Origin of the sequence: Acinetobacter terrae (assembly GCF_013004375.1) — a bacterium.
Classification (GTDB): Bacteria; Pseudomonadota; Gammaproteobacteria; order Pseudomonadales; family Moraxellaceae; genus Acinetobacter; species Acinetobacter terrae.
The window spans coordinates 1-15,728 of sequence record NZ_JABERI010000014.1 but is presented as its reverse complement, the minus strand read 5'-3'; the positions used below and the strand labels follow the sequence as shown (position 1 = coordinate 15,728).

Sequence of the window (15,728 nt, the reverse complement as noted above, 5' to 3'; positions counted from 1 at the left end):
ATTAAGCGGGATTGAATCGAGGGAAACGAAATGCAATGGCCAATATCGCTACGATTGCCAATACCCAGCAATAGTAAATGTTACCGATCAGTTCTACCGGGGACATTTTCGCAATAGAGCAGGCAAGCAGTAATTGAGCGCCGTAGGGAATAATACCCTGAACGACACAGGAAAAAATATCCAGCAAGGCTGCAGCACGTTTCGGTTCTACGCCATATTCTTTGGCCACTTCACGCGCCATGTCACCAGACAAAATAATCGCAACGGTATTGTTGGCAACGAACAAATTCGCGAATATCACCAGAAAACTCACGCCTAATTCACCAGCACGTTGACGTCCCACTTTAAATAAACGGGTAATACTGTAAATACGTTGGATGAGCCATTGTAGTCCACCTTCTTTTTGCATAATGGCAGATAAGCCACCCAAGAACATCGAAAGTAGCGCAACCTCAAACATCCCTACAAAACCATCATAGATGGCATTATTGAGTTTTAAGACGCCAAAATCAGGGCTGACCATAATCCCAATCAGACCAGAAAGTACAACGCCTAGGGTTAAAACTGCCAGTACATGCAAGCGTGAGAAAGCCAGAAAGAACACCGCTACATAAGGCAAAATCAGCCATAGGTCATAAGTTTTGTATGCAATGGTTTGTGAATCATGGCTGACAAATGCATAAATCAAAATACTGAGGATCGCGGCAGGAACGGCAATCCAGACATTGACTTTGAATTTATCGCGTAGCTGAACTTTCTGACTGCTGGTTGCGGCAATGGTGGTGTCTGAAATCATCGACAGGTTATCACCAAACATGGCACCGCCAACCACCGCACCGATGGCATAGACGGCTTCAATATTGGTGACTTGGGAGAAACCAAAGGCAATCGGCGCACAGGCAGCAATGGTGCCCATTGAGGTCCCCATCGCTGTTGCGATAAATGCCGAAATAATAAATAGCATCGGAAGGACAAAGGACGGCGGGATAATCGAGAGGCCCAATTGCACGGTTGCATCGACACTGCCAATAGCACTGGTGGTACTGGCGAATGCGCCTGCGAGCATAAACACCATAAACATTAGAATTAAATTGGGATGACTGGCGCCTTTTAAAAACTCATCAATGGCTGTATTTAATTTTCCACGGTAAATCAGCACGGCAAGAATAATGGCAGGCAAAGCCGCCACAGGTGCTTTAACCTGATAAAAAGCTAACTCAGTACCAATGATGGAATGATAGATACCACTGCCTAAAAAAATGGCTAAAAATACAATAAGAGGTAGCAATGCCAGCGCGCGAGCGTGCACTTCACCTTGGGATTCGGGAGTCATATAAAATAAGAAAAAGGAAAATCGTGCGTAGTATAGAGCAGGTTTTGCTATTAGATAAAACATTAAATGTAAAAGCTAACCCAATTATTTTTATCATTTTTTTACTAATAAAAATAAGTTTATCTTAATGTTGGATATTTTTTAAAATAGCAAAATTAGGCATCTTTGATCATTGAGAAAAAATCGTAAATATCAGTAAATGGGGTTCTCGGATTGTTCTGAAAAAATGAGATTGTCAGTCTAATGTAGCGTGAAATGTTTGCACTCTATTCAATGAGTAAAAAATAGCGTTACAATGCGTTGTCTTGTATTTCTACAAAGCCAACTCCTCAGTTTTTAAATAATTCAAGGAAAGCATAGCCTTATGTCACGTTTAGCCACTCGTTTTGGACAGCTTAAATCTCAGCAGCGTAAAGCGCTAGTTTCTTATGTGATGGCTGGTGATCCTCATCCAGAAGTAACCGTTCCATTGTTACATCAAATGGTTGAGGCAGGTGTAGATGTGATTGAACTTGGTCTTCCATTTTCAGACCCTATGGCAGATGGTCCAGTAATTGCCCTTGCAGCAGAACGTGCATTGGCAGGTGGAACAAATACCCTGGATGCTTTGAACATGGTGAAAGAGTTCCGCCAGAAAGATACAGAAACGCCAGTGGTTTTGATGGGTTATTTAAACCCGGTTGAAGTGATTGGTTATGAAAAGTTTGTATCGTATGCGAATGAATGCGGTGTAGATGGTGTACTTCTGGTGGATTTACCGCCTGAAGAAGCAAAAGATTTAGATGAAGTGTTGAAAAAATTCGACATGGATCAAATTTTCCTGCTTGCGCCGACCTCTACTGATCAACGTATTGAGTATGTGGCGAAACAAGCCAGTGGCTTTATCTACTATGTGTCCTTGAAAGGGGTAACCGGTGCAGCAACTTTAGATGTGTCTGAAGCTGCGGCGCGTATCCAGAAAATTAAAGCTGTGACTGATATTCCTGTTGGTGTGGGTTTTGGTATTAGCGATGCTGCCTCTGCGAAAGCAATGGGTGTAGCTGCTGATGCGGTCATTGTGGGCAGTGCTTTTGTCAAACAATTTGCGAACCTGGCGCCAGAACAAGCTGTTGTTGAAACGGTTAATAAAGTCAAGGAGCTTCGAGCCGCGCTCGATGAGTTAGTATGAATCAAGAAGTGAAAATAGGCCAAATTCTTAGCCCAGCGACGCCGTGGACGGAACGTCATGTTCCGGGTATTCACACACCCGATGAGCAAACCGCACTCAAAGCAACCTTTACAGAGCCAACCATTGAGTGTCCTGAATGTCACGCACTGGTTACACGTACAGCGATGTCATTTAATGCCTATGTTTGTCCGCAGTGCGACGAACATTTGCGTATGAAAGCACGCGACCGTTTAAACTGGTTCTTCGATCAAGTTCAAAATGAACTGGGTCAGGAATTTGTTGCGAAAGATCCACTGAAATTTGTGGACAGCAAGGCATATCCAGACCGTATGTCTGAAGCGCAAAAGAAAACCGGTGAAACTGAAGCATTAGTGGTGATGCAAGGTTTACTGAAAGGCATTCCTTTAATCGCATGTGCATTTGAATTCGACTTTATGGGCGGTTCAATGGGTACTGTGGTCGGTGACCGTTTTGTGCAAGCGGCTGAACGTGCAATTAAAGAGAAACAACCTTTAGTTTGCTTCGCGGCATCTGGTGGTGCACGTATGCAGGAAGGTATGTTGTCGCTTATGCAAATGGCACGTACTTCAGCAGCCATTCAACGCATGAAAGATGCAGGTTTGCCGTATTTGGTGGTATTGACCCATCCCGTCTACGGTGGTGTAACAGCTTCACTTGCAATGTTAGGTGATGTGCATATCGCTGAACCTAAAGCCATGATTGGTTTTGCGGGTAAACGTGTAATTGAGCAAACCGTACGTGAAAAACTGGAAGAACCGTTCCAGCGTGCAGAATATTTGCTTGATCATGGTGTAATCGATCAAATTGTTCATCGTCACGCATTACGTGATACTGTATATCGTATTGTCGCGAAACTGATGAATTTGCCTTGAACACAGCACCACTTGCAACAGACTCTTTAAACACATGGCTCGATTATTGGAGCCATGTTCACGTTACGGGGATTGATTTAGGTCTGGAACGTGTCATTCCAGTGGCTGAAAAGCTGGGTGTGACACGTCCACAGGCAAAAGTTCTGACCGTAGCGGGAACCAATGGTAAAGGCTCAACCACAACCACTTTAGCTGCCATTTTAAATGCGCAGGGCTATAAAGTCGGATTGTATCAATCACCGCATATTTACCGTTTTAATGAACGGGTGAAATTGTCCGGCATTGAAGTGGATGACCAGACTTTGGTGGATGCGTTTGTGCAAGTGGATCAAGCCCGCCGTGATTGTGATTTAACGCTTTCTTTCTTTGAAGCCACCACACTGGCAGCCTTTGTTATTTTTAAAACCAAGCAATGTGATGTCTGGGTGCTGGAAGTCGGTCTTGGTGGTCGCTTAGATGTGGTTAATGTGATTGAGCCAGATGTTGCCGTGATTACCAATATTGGTTTAGACCATACCGATTGGCTGGGCGACACGATTGAGAAAATTGCCTTTGAAAAAGCCGGGATTATTCGTCCGGATATTCCTGTGATCTTCGGTGGTTTACAGCAACTTCCACAAGCCATTCAAAATAAAGTCGATGAATGCAAGGCGACCTTATATGCGGCTGATCGTGATTACTTCTATCAATATACTGACGATGGTCAGGCGTGGATGTTTGCATCTTCAGGTACAACTTTAAAATTACCGAAAGGTTCTTTGGCACTGGAAAATATTTCCACGGCGGTTGCTGCAATTTTAGTGAGTGGCTTAACGGTGACTCAACAAGCAATTGCGCAAGGCATTCAAAATGCAAAATTGCCAGGTCGCTTTGAAATTCGCCAGATTCAGGGCAAAACGGTAATCTTTGATGCCGGACATAATCCCCATGGCGTAGAATTTTTGTTAAATCAGTTGCGAAAATTCCTGGAATACAATAAACAGTACACAGAAGTGATCACTGTATTTTCCATGTTGGCGGATAAAGATATTAATTCCGTCGCAGAGTTGTTGAAAGATATTGTTTTAACATGGAAAATTGCGCCATTAACGGTTCCGCGAGCAGCTGTAATTGAACAGCTCGATGAAGCGTTACAAGGTGAAACAGTACAACACTTCGAAAGTGTTCAATTGGCTTTTAAATCAGCGCTGAATGAAACTAAAAATAATCAGCTGATCTTGGTATGTGGTTCATTTCATACCTTAGAAGCGGTGTGGGAGTATTTGGAAGAATGTCAATGAATAGCAAACAACGCTGGATGGGTGGCGTTGTTTTATTAGGTGGTGGTGTTTTATTGGCAGCATTGCTCCTGAAAGGCAAAGAAGAAATATATCAAAACGAACTTAAAACCCCCGAGCTTGCCGCTCAAGTCACGCAGCAAAAGCCGGCTCCAGAAGGCGAAATGGTTCAGCTGCAGGCTTTAACAGTCGATGTTGAAACCGAAAAGCGTTTACTTGAAGAGCAACGTCGTGGGCGTGAAAAAGCAGTTGCAGAACAAGAAGCACGTGCCGCTGAATTTTTAGTGATGCAGCAACAGGCTGAAGCAGATGCTGCACGTAAAGCGGCAGAAGAATATGCGGCTTTAAATGCTCATCGTAGCGGTGCACAGCAAAGTTCGGATAATATTCCACCTGAACTGGTGGAAGATGAAAAAGTGAAACAAAAGCGTTTAGCGGATGAAAAGCTGCTTGCACAAAAAAAGTTAGATCAGCAGAAAGCTCAACAACAGCGAACTGATGCTGATAAAAAAACAGTTGAAGATAAACGTAAAGCAGAAGCTGATAAAAAATTAGCGGATATGAAAGCGGCTGAAAAGAAAGCAGTAGAGAAAAAAGCAGCTGACGATAAAGCCAAACATGATGCCGAAGTAAAACGTAAAGCGGCCGAAAAGCATGAAGCAGAAAAGAAAGCAGAGGCTGAACAGAAAGCTTTAGCGGAAAAGAAAAAAGCTGAAGCTGCTAAAAAAGCTGAGGCTGAAAAAGCACGTGATCTGTTGGAAAATGGAGATAAACAGTGGATGGTGCAAGTGGCATTGGCAGCCAATGAAGCCAATGCAGATGCAGTTGCATCTAAGTTGCGTGCCAAAGGCTACAAGGTCACCAAGAGTCCAACATCGAAAGGTGTTCGAATTATGGTTGGACCATCGAAAAATAGAGATGCTGCAGATGCTGCGCGCAAGAAAATCAACAATGATGAGAGCTTGGGAATGAAGTCTGCGTGGGTGATTGAATGGGTGCCTTTAGACAAGCGCTAAATCGGGCTTAAGCCAAAAATTAAAATGGATTCGACAGCTGCTGTTGAATCCATTTTACATTTTTAGGGCTGAATATTTTTTCAATATGAATCCATACTGGATGAAAACCGTAACCACCATGTTTCATTTCACTGAGTGCATCTTCAATTTTCCAGTTTTCAAAAATAATTCGATACATGGCTATACTTGCACCAGTTCGGTCTGAACCATGATAACAATGAATCAGGACCTTTTGATTGAGTGCTTTGGCTTGTTGAATCTGTCGCATGATCTGCAATAAATCTTCACGGGACATGGCCCAGGTGTGAATGGGTATATGAACCAATTTAAAATCTGTGGAGGGCAGGACAGCCAGATCCTTATTTCGTGATCTTAGATTAATGACCACATCAATATCATGTGTTTTTAATTGTGGAATTAGTTCAGCTGTGGGTTGCTCGCTACGAAACACATGTTCACTAATTTGATAAAAATTATCTTTTTGATTCAGCATGGTTCCCCAGTATTGAGGACGCTGTTGCGATGAAATTGTGGGGGCGGTTATGCATCCCACCAAACTTGAGCTACTCAGTAAAAGGGCAAGAGCGGTTCTTTTAATCATGCTTGATAACGTTCCAATTCAATAGGATCATGCGCACAGATGATTTCAATATTTTTTTCCGCCTGTGCCAACTGTTGAATTTTGTGCAAGTTGTCTAAACGCATTGAATGATTTTCGGCAAAGACACGTTCCAGTTTATCCAAAGTTCGGAGTTTGTTTTTAGGGTCAAGCTGTAGATGTGAATAGTAAGCATCGCCACAGAAGAACAGCCAACCATCATTTTGCTTAATGGCAATCCCGCAATGCCCCTTGCTATGACCCAAGAGCGGAATCAATAAAATTTCATCTTGAAATAAATTAAAGCCTTGCACTTGATGCAGGTTAAACCAGGCTTCACCTTGCTCTGGTTCGATGAAGTTCCAATAACGATGCTGTTTAAATTGTTGGGTTTTATAGCGTGCTTTATTTTTCAGTGAGAATAAATTTTGCGTTGCATTATATTCGCTGGAAAGCACATGTACGGTGGCATGCGGAAAATCTGAAATACCACCAGCATGATCAAAATCCAGATGTGAAACCAGAATATGCCTGACATCTTGAGGGCTAAAGCCTAGGCGCTGGATTTGTGCAATGGCAGTCAGTTCTAAATTGTTTTCTATCCGACCCAGTCGTGAAACGAGATTGCCTAAGCGGGCTTTGGTATGCAGATAATCCTGTATCCCTAAACCGGTATCTACCAAAACTAGTCCTTGATCGGTTTCAAGCAGTAGGCAATGACAAACCACTTTGGCATGCAAGCCTTTTTGCCCAAACAGAGGGCCGCAAACAGGGCACATGGTGCCGCAGTGCAAATGATGAATATTATAAATCACAATATTTATTCTTAAGATGATTAGGCGTATTTATAAACTGGCTGTGAAATAAACACCAACTTGATTTTGTAATTCAATTGTTTAGCAGAATAAAAAAGCCTGTCATCAGACAGGCTTTCAGGAAGATCAGGACTGGCTCGTCATTTTAGTCCTGATTTGCAGCATTGTTGTTCATATTGCGTTTGGAGCGAGCATCACTCGCTTATTCCCTGACACTTGAAGCATTATTTTTCATCTTCTTGTGGAATATGTTTCTCAGAGTGGAGCACTGCTCCACTCATCCTTTACTACGCACTTCGTTTGCCTTGCGAAAAACTAAAAAGCAGTGCTTTTAGTTTTACTCAGGTTGTGGGGTTAAACGTAGGTAAGGTTTAACCGCTGTATAGCCTTTAGGGAAACGCTGTGCAATTTCAGCTTCATCTTTCAATGAAGGCACAATCACCACATCTTCACCTTGTTGCCAGTTGGCAGGCGTAGCAACTTTATGGTTGTCCGTCAGTTGTAGCGAGTCTACAACGCGTAAAATTTCATTGAAGTTACGACCCGTAGATGCAGGGTAAGTAATAATTAAACGAACTTTTTTGTTTGGATCAATAATCACCAAAGAACGAACAGTCAGGGTCTCACTGGCATTCGGATGAATAAAGTCATAAAGAGTAGAAACTTTACGATCTTTATCAGCAATAATCGGGAAATTTACCGAAGTGTTTTGAGTTTCGTTAATGTCGTTAATCCAGCCTTTATGCGATTCAACATCATCAACAGACAGTGCAATCGCTTTTACACCACGTTTTGCAAACTCATCTTTCAGCTTTGCGGTATAGCCAAGTTCAGTGGTACATACCGGAGTGTAATCAGCAGGATGGGAAAATAAAATCCCCCAACTGTCACCGAGGTAGTCATAGAAGTTAATTGGGCCTTCACTTGAGTCTTGCTCAAAATTCGGTGCGGTATCGCCTAAACGTAATGTCATTTTTATAGCCTCAAATTATTTGTTATAAACTTGGATGAGGTCTAATATGGCGCAATTTTTTTTCCAAGGAAAATAGCGTTTTTGTATTTCTTTATGAGGAAATGGAATATACCTGGCTGGTTTGATTTGTAAAATCTGTATAAATCACGGATTTTATGACTATATTGGCTGTTTAAAATTTGTTACATTGATTTCCCTTAGCTGTCACGTGCTAGAACGAGTGATCAGAATTTTTTTATTGCTTTTGTGCAAAACCCTTGTACTTCAAATTTCTAGCACCATAATAACGACTGAGAAAAAATTTATTCATTCGACAAGCAAGATTTAGAGAGTCTATTCATGTTGGCAAGTCTGATCGGAGGCATCTTCGGTACCAAAAATGAGCGCGAACTCAAACGCATGCGTAAAATCGTAGATAAGATTAATGCGCTCGAGCCGACGATATCTGCACTAAGCGATGCAGACTTATCTGCAAAAACTGAAGAATTCAAACAACGATATAACAAGGGCGACAGCCTGGATAAATTATTGCCTGAAGCATTTGCTGTCTGTCGTGAAGCGGCAAAACGAATCATGGGGATGCGTCATTACGATGTACAGCTGATTGGTGGTATTACGCTTCATGAAGGTAAAATCGCGGAAATGCGTACCGGTGAAGGTAAAACCTTAATGGGTACCTTGGCTTGTTATCTAAATGCGATTAGTGGTCAAGGGGTGCATGTCATCACCGTGAATGACTATTTGGCACAACGTGACGCCGAGTTAAACCGTCCATTATTCGAATTCTTGGGTTTAAGCATTGGTATTATTTACTCCATGCAAAATCCGACCGAAAAAGCAGAAGCCTATCGTGCCGATATTACTTACGGTACCAACAACGAATTCGGCTTTGACTATCTTCGTGACAACATGGTGTTTTCGCTGGCTGAGAAAAAACAGCGTGGCTTGACTTATGCCATTATCGATGAGGTTGATTCGATCTTGATCGATGAAGCACGTACCCCATTGATCATTTCTGGTCAAAGTGATGACTCTTCACAATTGTATGCTGCAATCAATAGCATTCCACCAAAACTGACCCCGCAAAAAGAAGAAAAAGTAGCCGATGGTGGTCACTTCTGGATTGATGAAAAGCAACGTTCTGTCGAAATGACAGAAATTGGTTATGAAACAGTCGAAGATGAATTGATTAAAATGGGCTTGCTCGCAGAAGGCGAGAGCTTGTATTCATCGGCTAACTTGAACTTGGTTCATCATGTTACGGCTGCCATTCGTGCGCATTATCTTTATCAACGTAACGTTCAGTACATCATCAATGATGGCGAAGTGATTATTGTCGATGAAAATACTGGTCGTACCATGCCGGGTCGTCGTTGGTCAGACGGCTTGCACCAAGCAGTGGAAGCAAAAGAAGGTCTGGAAATCCAGCCTGAAAACCAAACCCTTGCAACAACCACTTTCCAGAATTATTTCCGTTTATACAAAAAGCTTTCAGGTATGACAGGTACTGCTGATACTGAAGCTGCGGAAATGAAAGAAATTTATGGTCTGGATGTGGTGCTGATTCCAACCCATCGTCCAATGATTCGTAATGACCAAAACGATTTAATTTATTTAAACCGTAATGGTAAATACAACGCAATTATTCAAGAGATTCAAAATATTCATGAAGCCGGTGTTGCGCCTATCCTGATTGGTACTGCAACCATTGAAGCCAGTGAAATTCTTTCGGATAAACTGAAAGAAGCCGGTATTGCCCACGAAGTGTTGAATGCAAAACAACATGAACGCGAAGCTGACATTATTGCGCAAGCAGGTTCACCCAATGCGGTGACCATTGCCACCAATATGGCAGGTCGTGGTACCGATATTTTGCTGGGCGGTAACTGGAAAGCCAAACTTGCGAAAATTGAAAACTATACCGCTGAAGATGAAGCCCGCTTAAAAGCCGAATGGGAACAAAACCATGAAATGGTGATTAATTCTGGCGGTCTACATATTATTGGTTCAGAACGTCACGAATCACGTCGTATCGATAACCAGTTACGTGGTCGTGCCGGTCGTCAAGGTGACCCGGGTGTTTCACGTTTCTACTTGTCGCTTGAAGATGACTTGATGCGTATTTTCGCTGGTGATCGTGTTGTCAGCATGATGCGTGCAATGGGCTTGCAAGAAGATGAAGCCATTGAACACAAAATGGTGTCACGTTCAATCGAAAATGCGCAGCGTAAAGTAGAAGCACGTAACTTTGACATTCGTAAGAACTTGTTGAAATACGATGACGTGAATAACGAACAACGTAAGATCATTTATTCGCAACGTGACGAAGTGCTTGCTGAAAGTACTTTGCAAGATTACATCGAAGAAATGCATCACGAAGTGATCAAGGGTGTGATTGCAAATTACATTCCACCTGAATCAATTCATGATCAATGGGATATTGATGGTCTAGAACGTGCATTACGTGATGATCTGGGTATCGATTTGCCGGTGAATCAATGGTTGGAACAAGACCGTCGTTTAGATGAAGAAGCTTTGGTTGAACGTATTTCTGATGAAATCGTGAACCGCTATCGTGATCGTCGTGAACAAATGGGGGATGAATCTGCAGCAATGCTGGAACGTCACTTCATGTTGAGCGCTTTGGACCGTCATTGGAAAGAACATTTGGCGGCGATGGATTACTTGCGTCAAGGCATTCACTTGCGTGGTTATGCACAAAAGAATCCAGAGCAAGAGTATAAGAAAGAAGCATTTAACTTGTTCGTGAATATGCTTGCAGTGATTAAGTCGGATGTGATTACCGATCTTTCGCGTGTGCATGTGCCTACAGTTGAAGAATTAGCTGAAATGGAAGCACAGAAACAGGCGCAAGCTGAAGCGATGCATTTAAATCTTTCTCATGCTGAAGTGGATGGTTTAACCGGTGATATGACTGCAGATCTAGATGCACAATATACTCCAGTGGATGAACAAATCATTATTCCACCTGCAAACCGTAATGCACCCTGCCCATGTGGTTCAGGTCTAAAATACAAACAATGTCACGGTAAAATTTAATTTTACCCAGACTGTAAAGCCACTTTAAATATTCCTCTTGTTCATTGAGAGGGGCTATCTAAAGTGGCTTTTTTAATTGCATCTAAATATATTATTTAGTTTTTCAAGATGTGAATACGTTTGCAGAGAAGCAAATTAAGTGCTATTTAGTTGCATATCGAACACTGATGAAAAGCGGAAAGACAATGAGAAAAGTATTACAACCATTGATGATTGCAGCTTTAGCTATTCCTACTTTGACTTTTGCAAATCAAACAACAACCGTAGACAAAGTACAAGCTGCTCGTGGCGCAACCACAGCTCCAGCAGTTACTCAGGACGGTAACATTACAGTCGCAAGCCCACGCACTGGTATTCGTTATACTTTTGCTAATCCGAATCAGCGCCCGGTGGTATTGAAAACTACAGCGGTGACTGCAGCCAATGCAGCCAATGCGAATCGTATTGTGGCTTCAAATCCTGCTTTATCTACAGCAAGTCAAGAAAAAGCCAAACAGGCATTATTGTCAGAAGCGACTCAATTAGCGTCAAACTAAAGCTATGTTGTTTTTTAAACCAGTCTGCGGACTGGTTTTTTTGTGCCTGGAAACATCAATCCAATAAAAAATAAATCAAACAAAGTGTTCTGCTCGATTTTTTAGTCAATTTCTACTAAGCTGTCTTTTTATCACGAACTTATTTGGAAGTTTAAAAATGGCGGTGGGCGACGTAACAATGCCACAGATGCATGTGGTTAAAGGTGTAAAAATTGGTTCAGCTGAAGCTTATGTGCGCTATCAGAACCGACGTGACCTTGTCATTTTTGAATTTGCTGAAGGCTCAAATGTTGCTGGTGTATTTACTCAAAATGCATTTTGTGCTGCACCTGTGCATGTCTGTAAAGCGCATCTTCAGGTAGGTAATCCGCGCTATTTAGTAATTAATACCGGCAATGCCAATGCAGGTACCGGCAAAGTCGGAATGGCAAATGCACAAGCGACTTGCGCGAAACTGGCTGAACTTGCTGGTGTGTCAGATAACGAAATTTTGCCCTTTTCAACCGGAGTGATTGGCGAGCAATTGCCTATTGAGCGTTTGATGAATGGTTTGCAACCTGCACTTGATTCATTACGCGATGATTCCTGGTTAGATGCAGCGACCGGCATTATGACCACAGATACTTTGCCTAAAGGTGCATCTGAACAATTTGAGCTAGATGGTGTAACTTACACCATGACCGGTATCTCAAAAGGCGCAGGCATGATTCGCCCGAATATGGCGACCATGCTGAGCTATGTCGCTACCGATGCACCGATCAGCCGTGAATTAGTGCAGCAGCTATTAAAAACAACGGTAAACGTTTCATTCAACCGTATTACGGTGGATGGCGATACCTCAACCAATGACTCATGTATTTTTGTGGCGACAGGTCAAGCCGGTGGTGCAGAAATCACATCGACTGATGATGCACGTTATGCTGCGGTTCTTGATGTTTTAACCCGTGTGATGAAACGTTTGGCACAATTGATTGTTCGCGATGGTGAGGGTGCAACCAAGTTCATTACGGTTGCAGTTGAAGGCGGTGCAGATACCCAAGAATGTTGCGATATTGCCTATAGCATTGCACATTCACCCTTGGTGAAAACTGCATTTTTTGCATCCGATCCAAACTGGGGACGTATCCTTGCAGCGATTGGTTATGCAGGCGTTAAAAATTTAGACGTTGAAAAAATCCAGGTTTGGTTAGATGATGTACAGATCTGCAAAGATGGTGGTGCGGCAGCGGACTATACGGAGGAAGCTGGCGCGCGCGTGATGTCTCAAGCTGAAATGACGATTCGTGTTGATTTAGGGCGAGGTCAGGCAAAAGACACGGTCTATACCTGTGATCTGTCTTATGACTATGTCAAGATCAATGCAGATTACCGTTCTTAAGTTTAGTTGAATGAAAAAAGCCTCCGTAGTGAGGCTTTTTTATAATGCAAAGTTTTTAATGACTGGTCAAAAAAGCAAGATGCCATTCTGATCAGTAAATTGAGTGTACTGCTTGTGATCTAACGAGCACTAAGGATAGAGATGACGTTTATGAATGATGCGACCAATTTAATTGCCAATGAGGCTAAATCGATTGTGCAGGCGCATTTAGATCGTTTAGGTGAGCCTAAAGATATTCATTTGAGTGATGAGGTCAAACAGGAAAAGTTTACGCAAATTCTGGCAGAACTCAAAAAACGCGACGCTGTCCTTGTCGCTCATTACTATTGCGATCCTGAAGTTCAAGAGTTAGCTGAACTATCTGGCGGTTGTGTTTCAGATTCATTGGAAATGGCACGTTTTGGCCGTGACCATCCAGCTTCAACCTTGGTTGTTGCTGGTGTGAAATTCATGGGAGAAACAGCAAAAATCCTTTCTCCTGAAAAAACAGTGTTGATGCCAACCTTAGAAGCCACTTGTTCTTTGGATTTGGGTTGCCCTGTCGATGAGTTTACTGCGTTCTGTGATGCGCATCCTGATCATACCGTTGTGGTGTATGCCAATACGTCTGCAGCAGTTAAAGCCAGAGCTGATTGGGTAGTGACATCGAGTTGTGCAGTCGAAATTATTGAACACTTAGATAGTCTGGGTGAAAAGATTATCTGGGCGCCAGATCAGCATCTCGGTCGTTACATCCAGAAGAAAACCGGTGCAGACATGTTGCTTTGGGATGGCGCTTGTATTGTGCATGAAGAATTTCGTGCACGTGGCATTGCCAATATGAAAGCACTCTATCCAGATGCGGCCGTTTTGGTGCATCCAGAGTCACCAGAATCAGTGGTCGATATTGCAGATGCAGTAGGAAGTACCTCGCAACTGATTAAAGCGGCACAAACACTGCCAAATGAGCGTTTAATCGTGGCAACCGACCGTGGCATCTTCTATAAAATGCAACAAGCTGTGCCAAACAAGATTCTGATTGAAGCTCCAACAGCAGGTGAGGGGGCAACTTGTCGATCTTGTGCGCATTGTCCTTGGATGGCGATGAATGAATTGGATGGAATTTTAGCGGTTTTACAAAAGGGTGATCAAGAAATATACGTTGATCCAGCCCTTGCGGAACGGGCTAAATTACCTCTTGATCGCATGTTGAACTTCAGTGCCAATTTAAAACGTTAATAATTGTATATAAAATAGCTAAAGTGCTTGATAAATATACATTCGAAGCGTTTTTTTGATTTTTTTTGACTATAGGTGTTGACGTTGCTAAGCGTCACGCCTAGAATGCACACCGTACCGCATGAAGTGCAGTATGAAGCTAAGATGAATCGGAGCATGGCGCAGCTTGGTAGCGCACCTGGTTTGGGACCAGGGGGTCGTAGGTTCGAATCCTACTGCTCCGACCAATTCTTCAAGGCGAAGGTTTCATGGTATTTGATATCATAGGTCATGCGCCTGTAGCTCAGTAGGATAGAGCATCCGCCTTCTAAGCGGATGGTCACAGGTTCGAATCCTGTCAGGCGCACCATTTACGGTAGCTTGATATTTTAGAATCTGAAAATGTTGTAACGGTGGATGTAGCTCAGTTGGTAGAGCCCCGGATTGTGATTCCGGTTGTCGTGGGTTCGAGCCCCATCATTCACCCCAATTCGGAGCATGGCGCAGCTTGGTAGCGCACCTGGTTTGGGACCAGGGGGTCGTAGGTTCGAATCCTACTGCTCCGACCATCTTTCTAAAAGATGACATAAATAATCCGCTTAAATGCGGTTTTTTTATGCCTAAAATTTAATAATAACATTCAACATTCAACATTCAACATTCAACATTCAACATTCAACATTCAACATTCAACATTCAACATTCAACATTCAACATTCAACATTCAACATTCAACATTCAACATTCAACATGGTTTGAATGGGCTTTGGTGGTCTCGGTTTAAATATCAGAAGCAATTTGATCGCTCTACCGATGGGGCAATATAAAACCAATTGAGGGTGGGTGGGTTGAACTTATTAAAGATGTGAATAAGTTGCTTTGAGTAAAAATAAAACCAAAAAATTTAAATTGCTCTTTTGTGTTGATTTATTTGATAGGTGTTTTGGTTTAAATCCAGCGACTCTTTTTTGTTCTGTGTGTTTTTGATTGTCTGTACATATTGTATTTAATAGGGGTTTAGGAATTAGAGGGAGTGATGCAGAATATAGAGAATAGAAGGTGGTAAAAATAATTAAAATAGTATGGGGGTTATTTGACCTATTTGTAAGTTTTAAACTGAAAAACTTTGTGAATTTAACTTTAAAAATAAGAAAAACCCTTTATTCTGTAGAATAAATAAACAGTTGAAGCATTATTTCTAAAATAAAGCGGAAAAGGGGTTGCGCCTGGCCTGAAATACTGTAGAATGCACATCCATCGGCGGTGATGTTGATTAAAACTTGTTAAGAAACAAGGATTTAGCCTAAAGAGTTTGAATCTGGAAGTCTTGAAGAAGTTTGAAAATAATCAATAAAACCTGTTGACTTTCTAGAGATAGAGAGTAATATAGCCGACCTAGCTTGCTGCTGACGAAGTAGCAAGAAGATCATTAAGAGATTATGAAGAACAACTTGTGTGGATTTTTACCGGTTGATCGATCGAAA

The 15,728-nt window shown here is 42.3% G+C and carries 12 protein-coding genes and 4 tRNA genes; 12 read left to right on the top strand and 4 right to left on the bottom strand.

Features of this window, described 5'->3' with window-relative positions:
* Position 1: 1 nt before the first annotated feature.
* A complete protein-coding gene (locus HLH14_RS07200) occupies positions 2–1,333 on the bottom strand; it encodes a Na+/H+ antiporter NhaC family protein (RefSeq protein WP_067722857.1) in 1,332 nt (443 codons plus the stop codon).
* Positions 1,334–1,697: 364 nt separating this feature from the next.
* Here HLH14_RS07200 and trpA point away from each other — a divergent pair, with 364 nt between their 5' ends.
* From trpA to HLH14_RS07180, 4 genes are read left to right on the top strand one after another with little or no spacing between them, the layout of a single operon-like run.
* Positions 1,698–2,501: a tryptophan synthase subunit alpha gene (gene trpA, locus HLH14_RS07195; protein ID WP_171532810.1), complete on the top strand. Its 804-nt coding sequence runs from the start codon at positions 1,698–1,700 to the stop codon at positions 2,499–2,501.
* Entirely contained in the window at positions 2,498–3,394 is an 897-nt protein-coding gene (gene accD / locus HLH14_RS07190) for an acetyl-CoA carboxylase, carboxyltransferase subunit beta (RefSeq protein ID WP_131271149.1), read from the top strand. The genes trpA and accD overlap by 4 nt, the downstream gene beginning before the upstream one ends.
* Positions 3,391–4,674 (top strand): bifunctional tetrahydrofolate synthase/dihydrofolate synthase, encoded by a 1,284-nt coding sequence (folC, locus tag HLH14_RS07185; RefSeq protein WP_171532809.1) that lies wholly within the window; start codon positions 3,391–3,393, stop codon positions 4,672–4,674. Before accD ends, folC begins: the two co-directional genes overlap by 4 nt.
* Positions 4,665–5,687, top strand: a complete 1,023-nt coding sequence (locus HLH14_RS07180; RefSeq protein ID WP_378321007.1) for an SPOR domain-containing protein — start codon at positions 4,665–4,667, stop codon at positions 5,685–5,687. Before folC ends, HLH14_RS07180 begins: the two co-directional genes overlap by 10 nt.
* Before the next feature lie 19 nt (positions 5,688–5,706).
* Here HLH14_RS07180 and HLH14_RS07175 read toward each other — a convergent pair whose 3' ends face one another.
* From HLH14_RS07175 to HLH14_RS07165, 3 genes are all read right to left on the bottom strand, one after another.
* On the bottom strand, positions 5,707–6,288 hold the full coding sequence (locus HLH14_RS07175; RefSeq protein WP_171532807.1) for a dual specificity protein phosphatase family protein: 582 nt from the start codon (positions 6,286–6,288) through the stop codon (positions 5,707–5,709).
* On the bottom strand, positions 6,285–7,100 hold the full coding sequence (locus tag HLH14_RS07170) for an MBL fold metallo-hydrolase (protein ID WP_171532806.1): 816 nt from the start codon (positions 7,098–7,100) through the stop codon (positions 6,285–6,287). Before HLH14_RS07170 ends, HLH14_RS07175 begins: the two co-directional genes overlap by 4 nt.
* Before the next feature lie 337 nt (positions 7,101–7,437).
* Positions 7,438–8,073: a peroxiredoxin gene (locus HLH14_RS07165; RefSeq protein ID WP_171532805.1), complete on the bottom strand. Its 636-nt coding sequence runs from the start codon at positions 8,071–8,073 to the stop codon at positions 7,438–7,440.
* A 339-nt stretch (positions 8,074–8,412) separates the two neighbouring features.
* On the opposite strand from HLH14_RS07165, the gene secA reads away from it, so the two are divergent.
* The 8 genes from secA to HLH14_RS07125 all read left to right on the top strand — a co-directional run bounded on the left by secA (position 8,413) and on the right by HLH14_RS07125 (position 14,813).
* Positions 8,413–11,133 carry a preprotein translocase subunit SecA gene (secA, locus tag HLH14_RS07160; RefSeq protein ID WP_171532804.1) on the top strand — a complete coding sequence of 907 codons (2,721 nt, stop codon included), beginning with the start codon at positions 8,413–8,415 and terminating at the stop codon, positions 11,131–11,133.
* A gap of 185 nt (positions 11,134–11,318) precedes the next feature.
* The gene (locus tag HLH14_RS07155; RefSeq protein ID WP_171532803.1) at positions 11,319–11,669 is read left to right on the top strand and encodes a hypothetical protein; all 351 of its coding nucleotides are present in this window, start codon (positions 11,319–11,321) and stop codon (positions 11,667–11,669) included.
* Between the two features lie 157 nt (positions 11,670–11,826).
* The gene (gene argJ, locus HLH14_RS07150; RefSeq protein WP_067722837.1) at positions 11,827–13,047 is read left to right on the top strand and encodes a bifunctional glutamate N-acetyltransferase/amino-acid acetyltransferase ArgJ; all 1,221 of its coding nucleotides are present in this window, start codon (positions 11,827–11,829) and stop codon (positions 13,045–13,047) included.
* Positions 13,048–13,197: 150 nt separating this feature from the next.
* A complete protein-coding gene (nadA, locus tag HLH14_RS07145; protein WP_067722835.1) occupies positions 13,198–14,265 on the top strand; it encodes a quinolinate synthase NadA in 1,068 nt (355 codons plus the stop codon).
* A 150-nt stretch (positions 14,266–14,415) separates the two neighbouring features.
* A tRNA-Pro gene (locus HLH14_RS07140) sits at positions 14,416–14,492 on the top strand.
* 45 nt (positions 14,493–14,537) lie between these two features.
* Positions 14,538–14,614: transfer RNA gene (locus HLH14_RS07135), tRNA-Arg, on the top strand.
* Between the two features lie 43 nt (positions 14,615–14,657).
* Positions 14,658–14,733, top strand: a tRNA-His gene (locus HLH14_RS07130).
* A 3-nt stretch (positions 14,734–14,736) separates the two neighbouring features.
* Positions 14,737–14,813, top strand: a tRNA-Pro gene (locus HLH14_RS07125).
* The last annotated feature ends 915 nt before the right edge of the window (positions 14,814–15,728 follow it).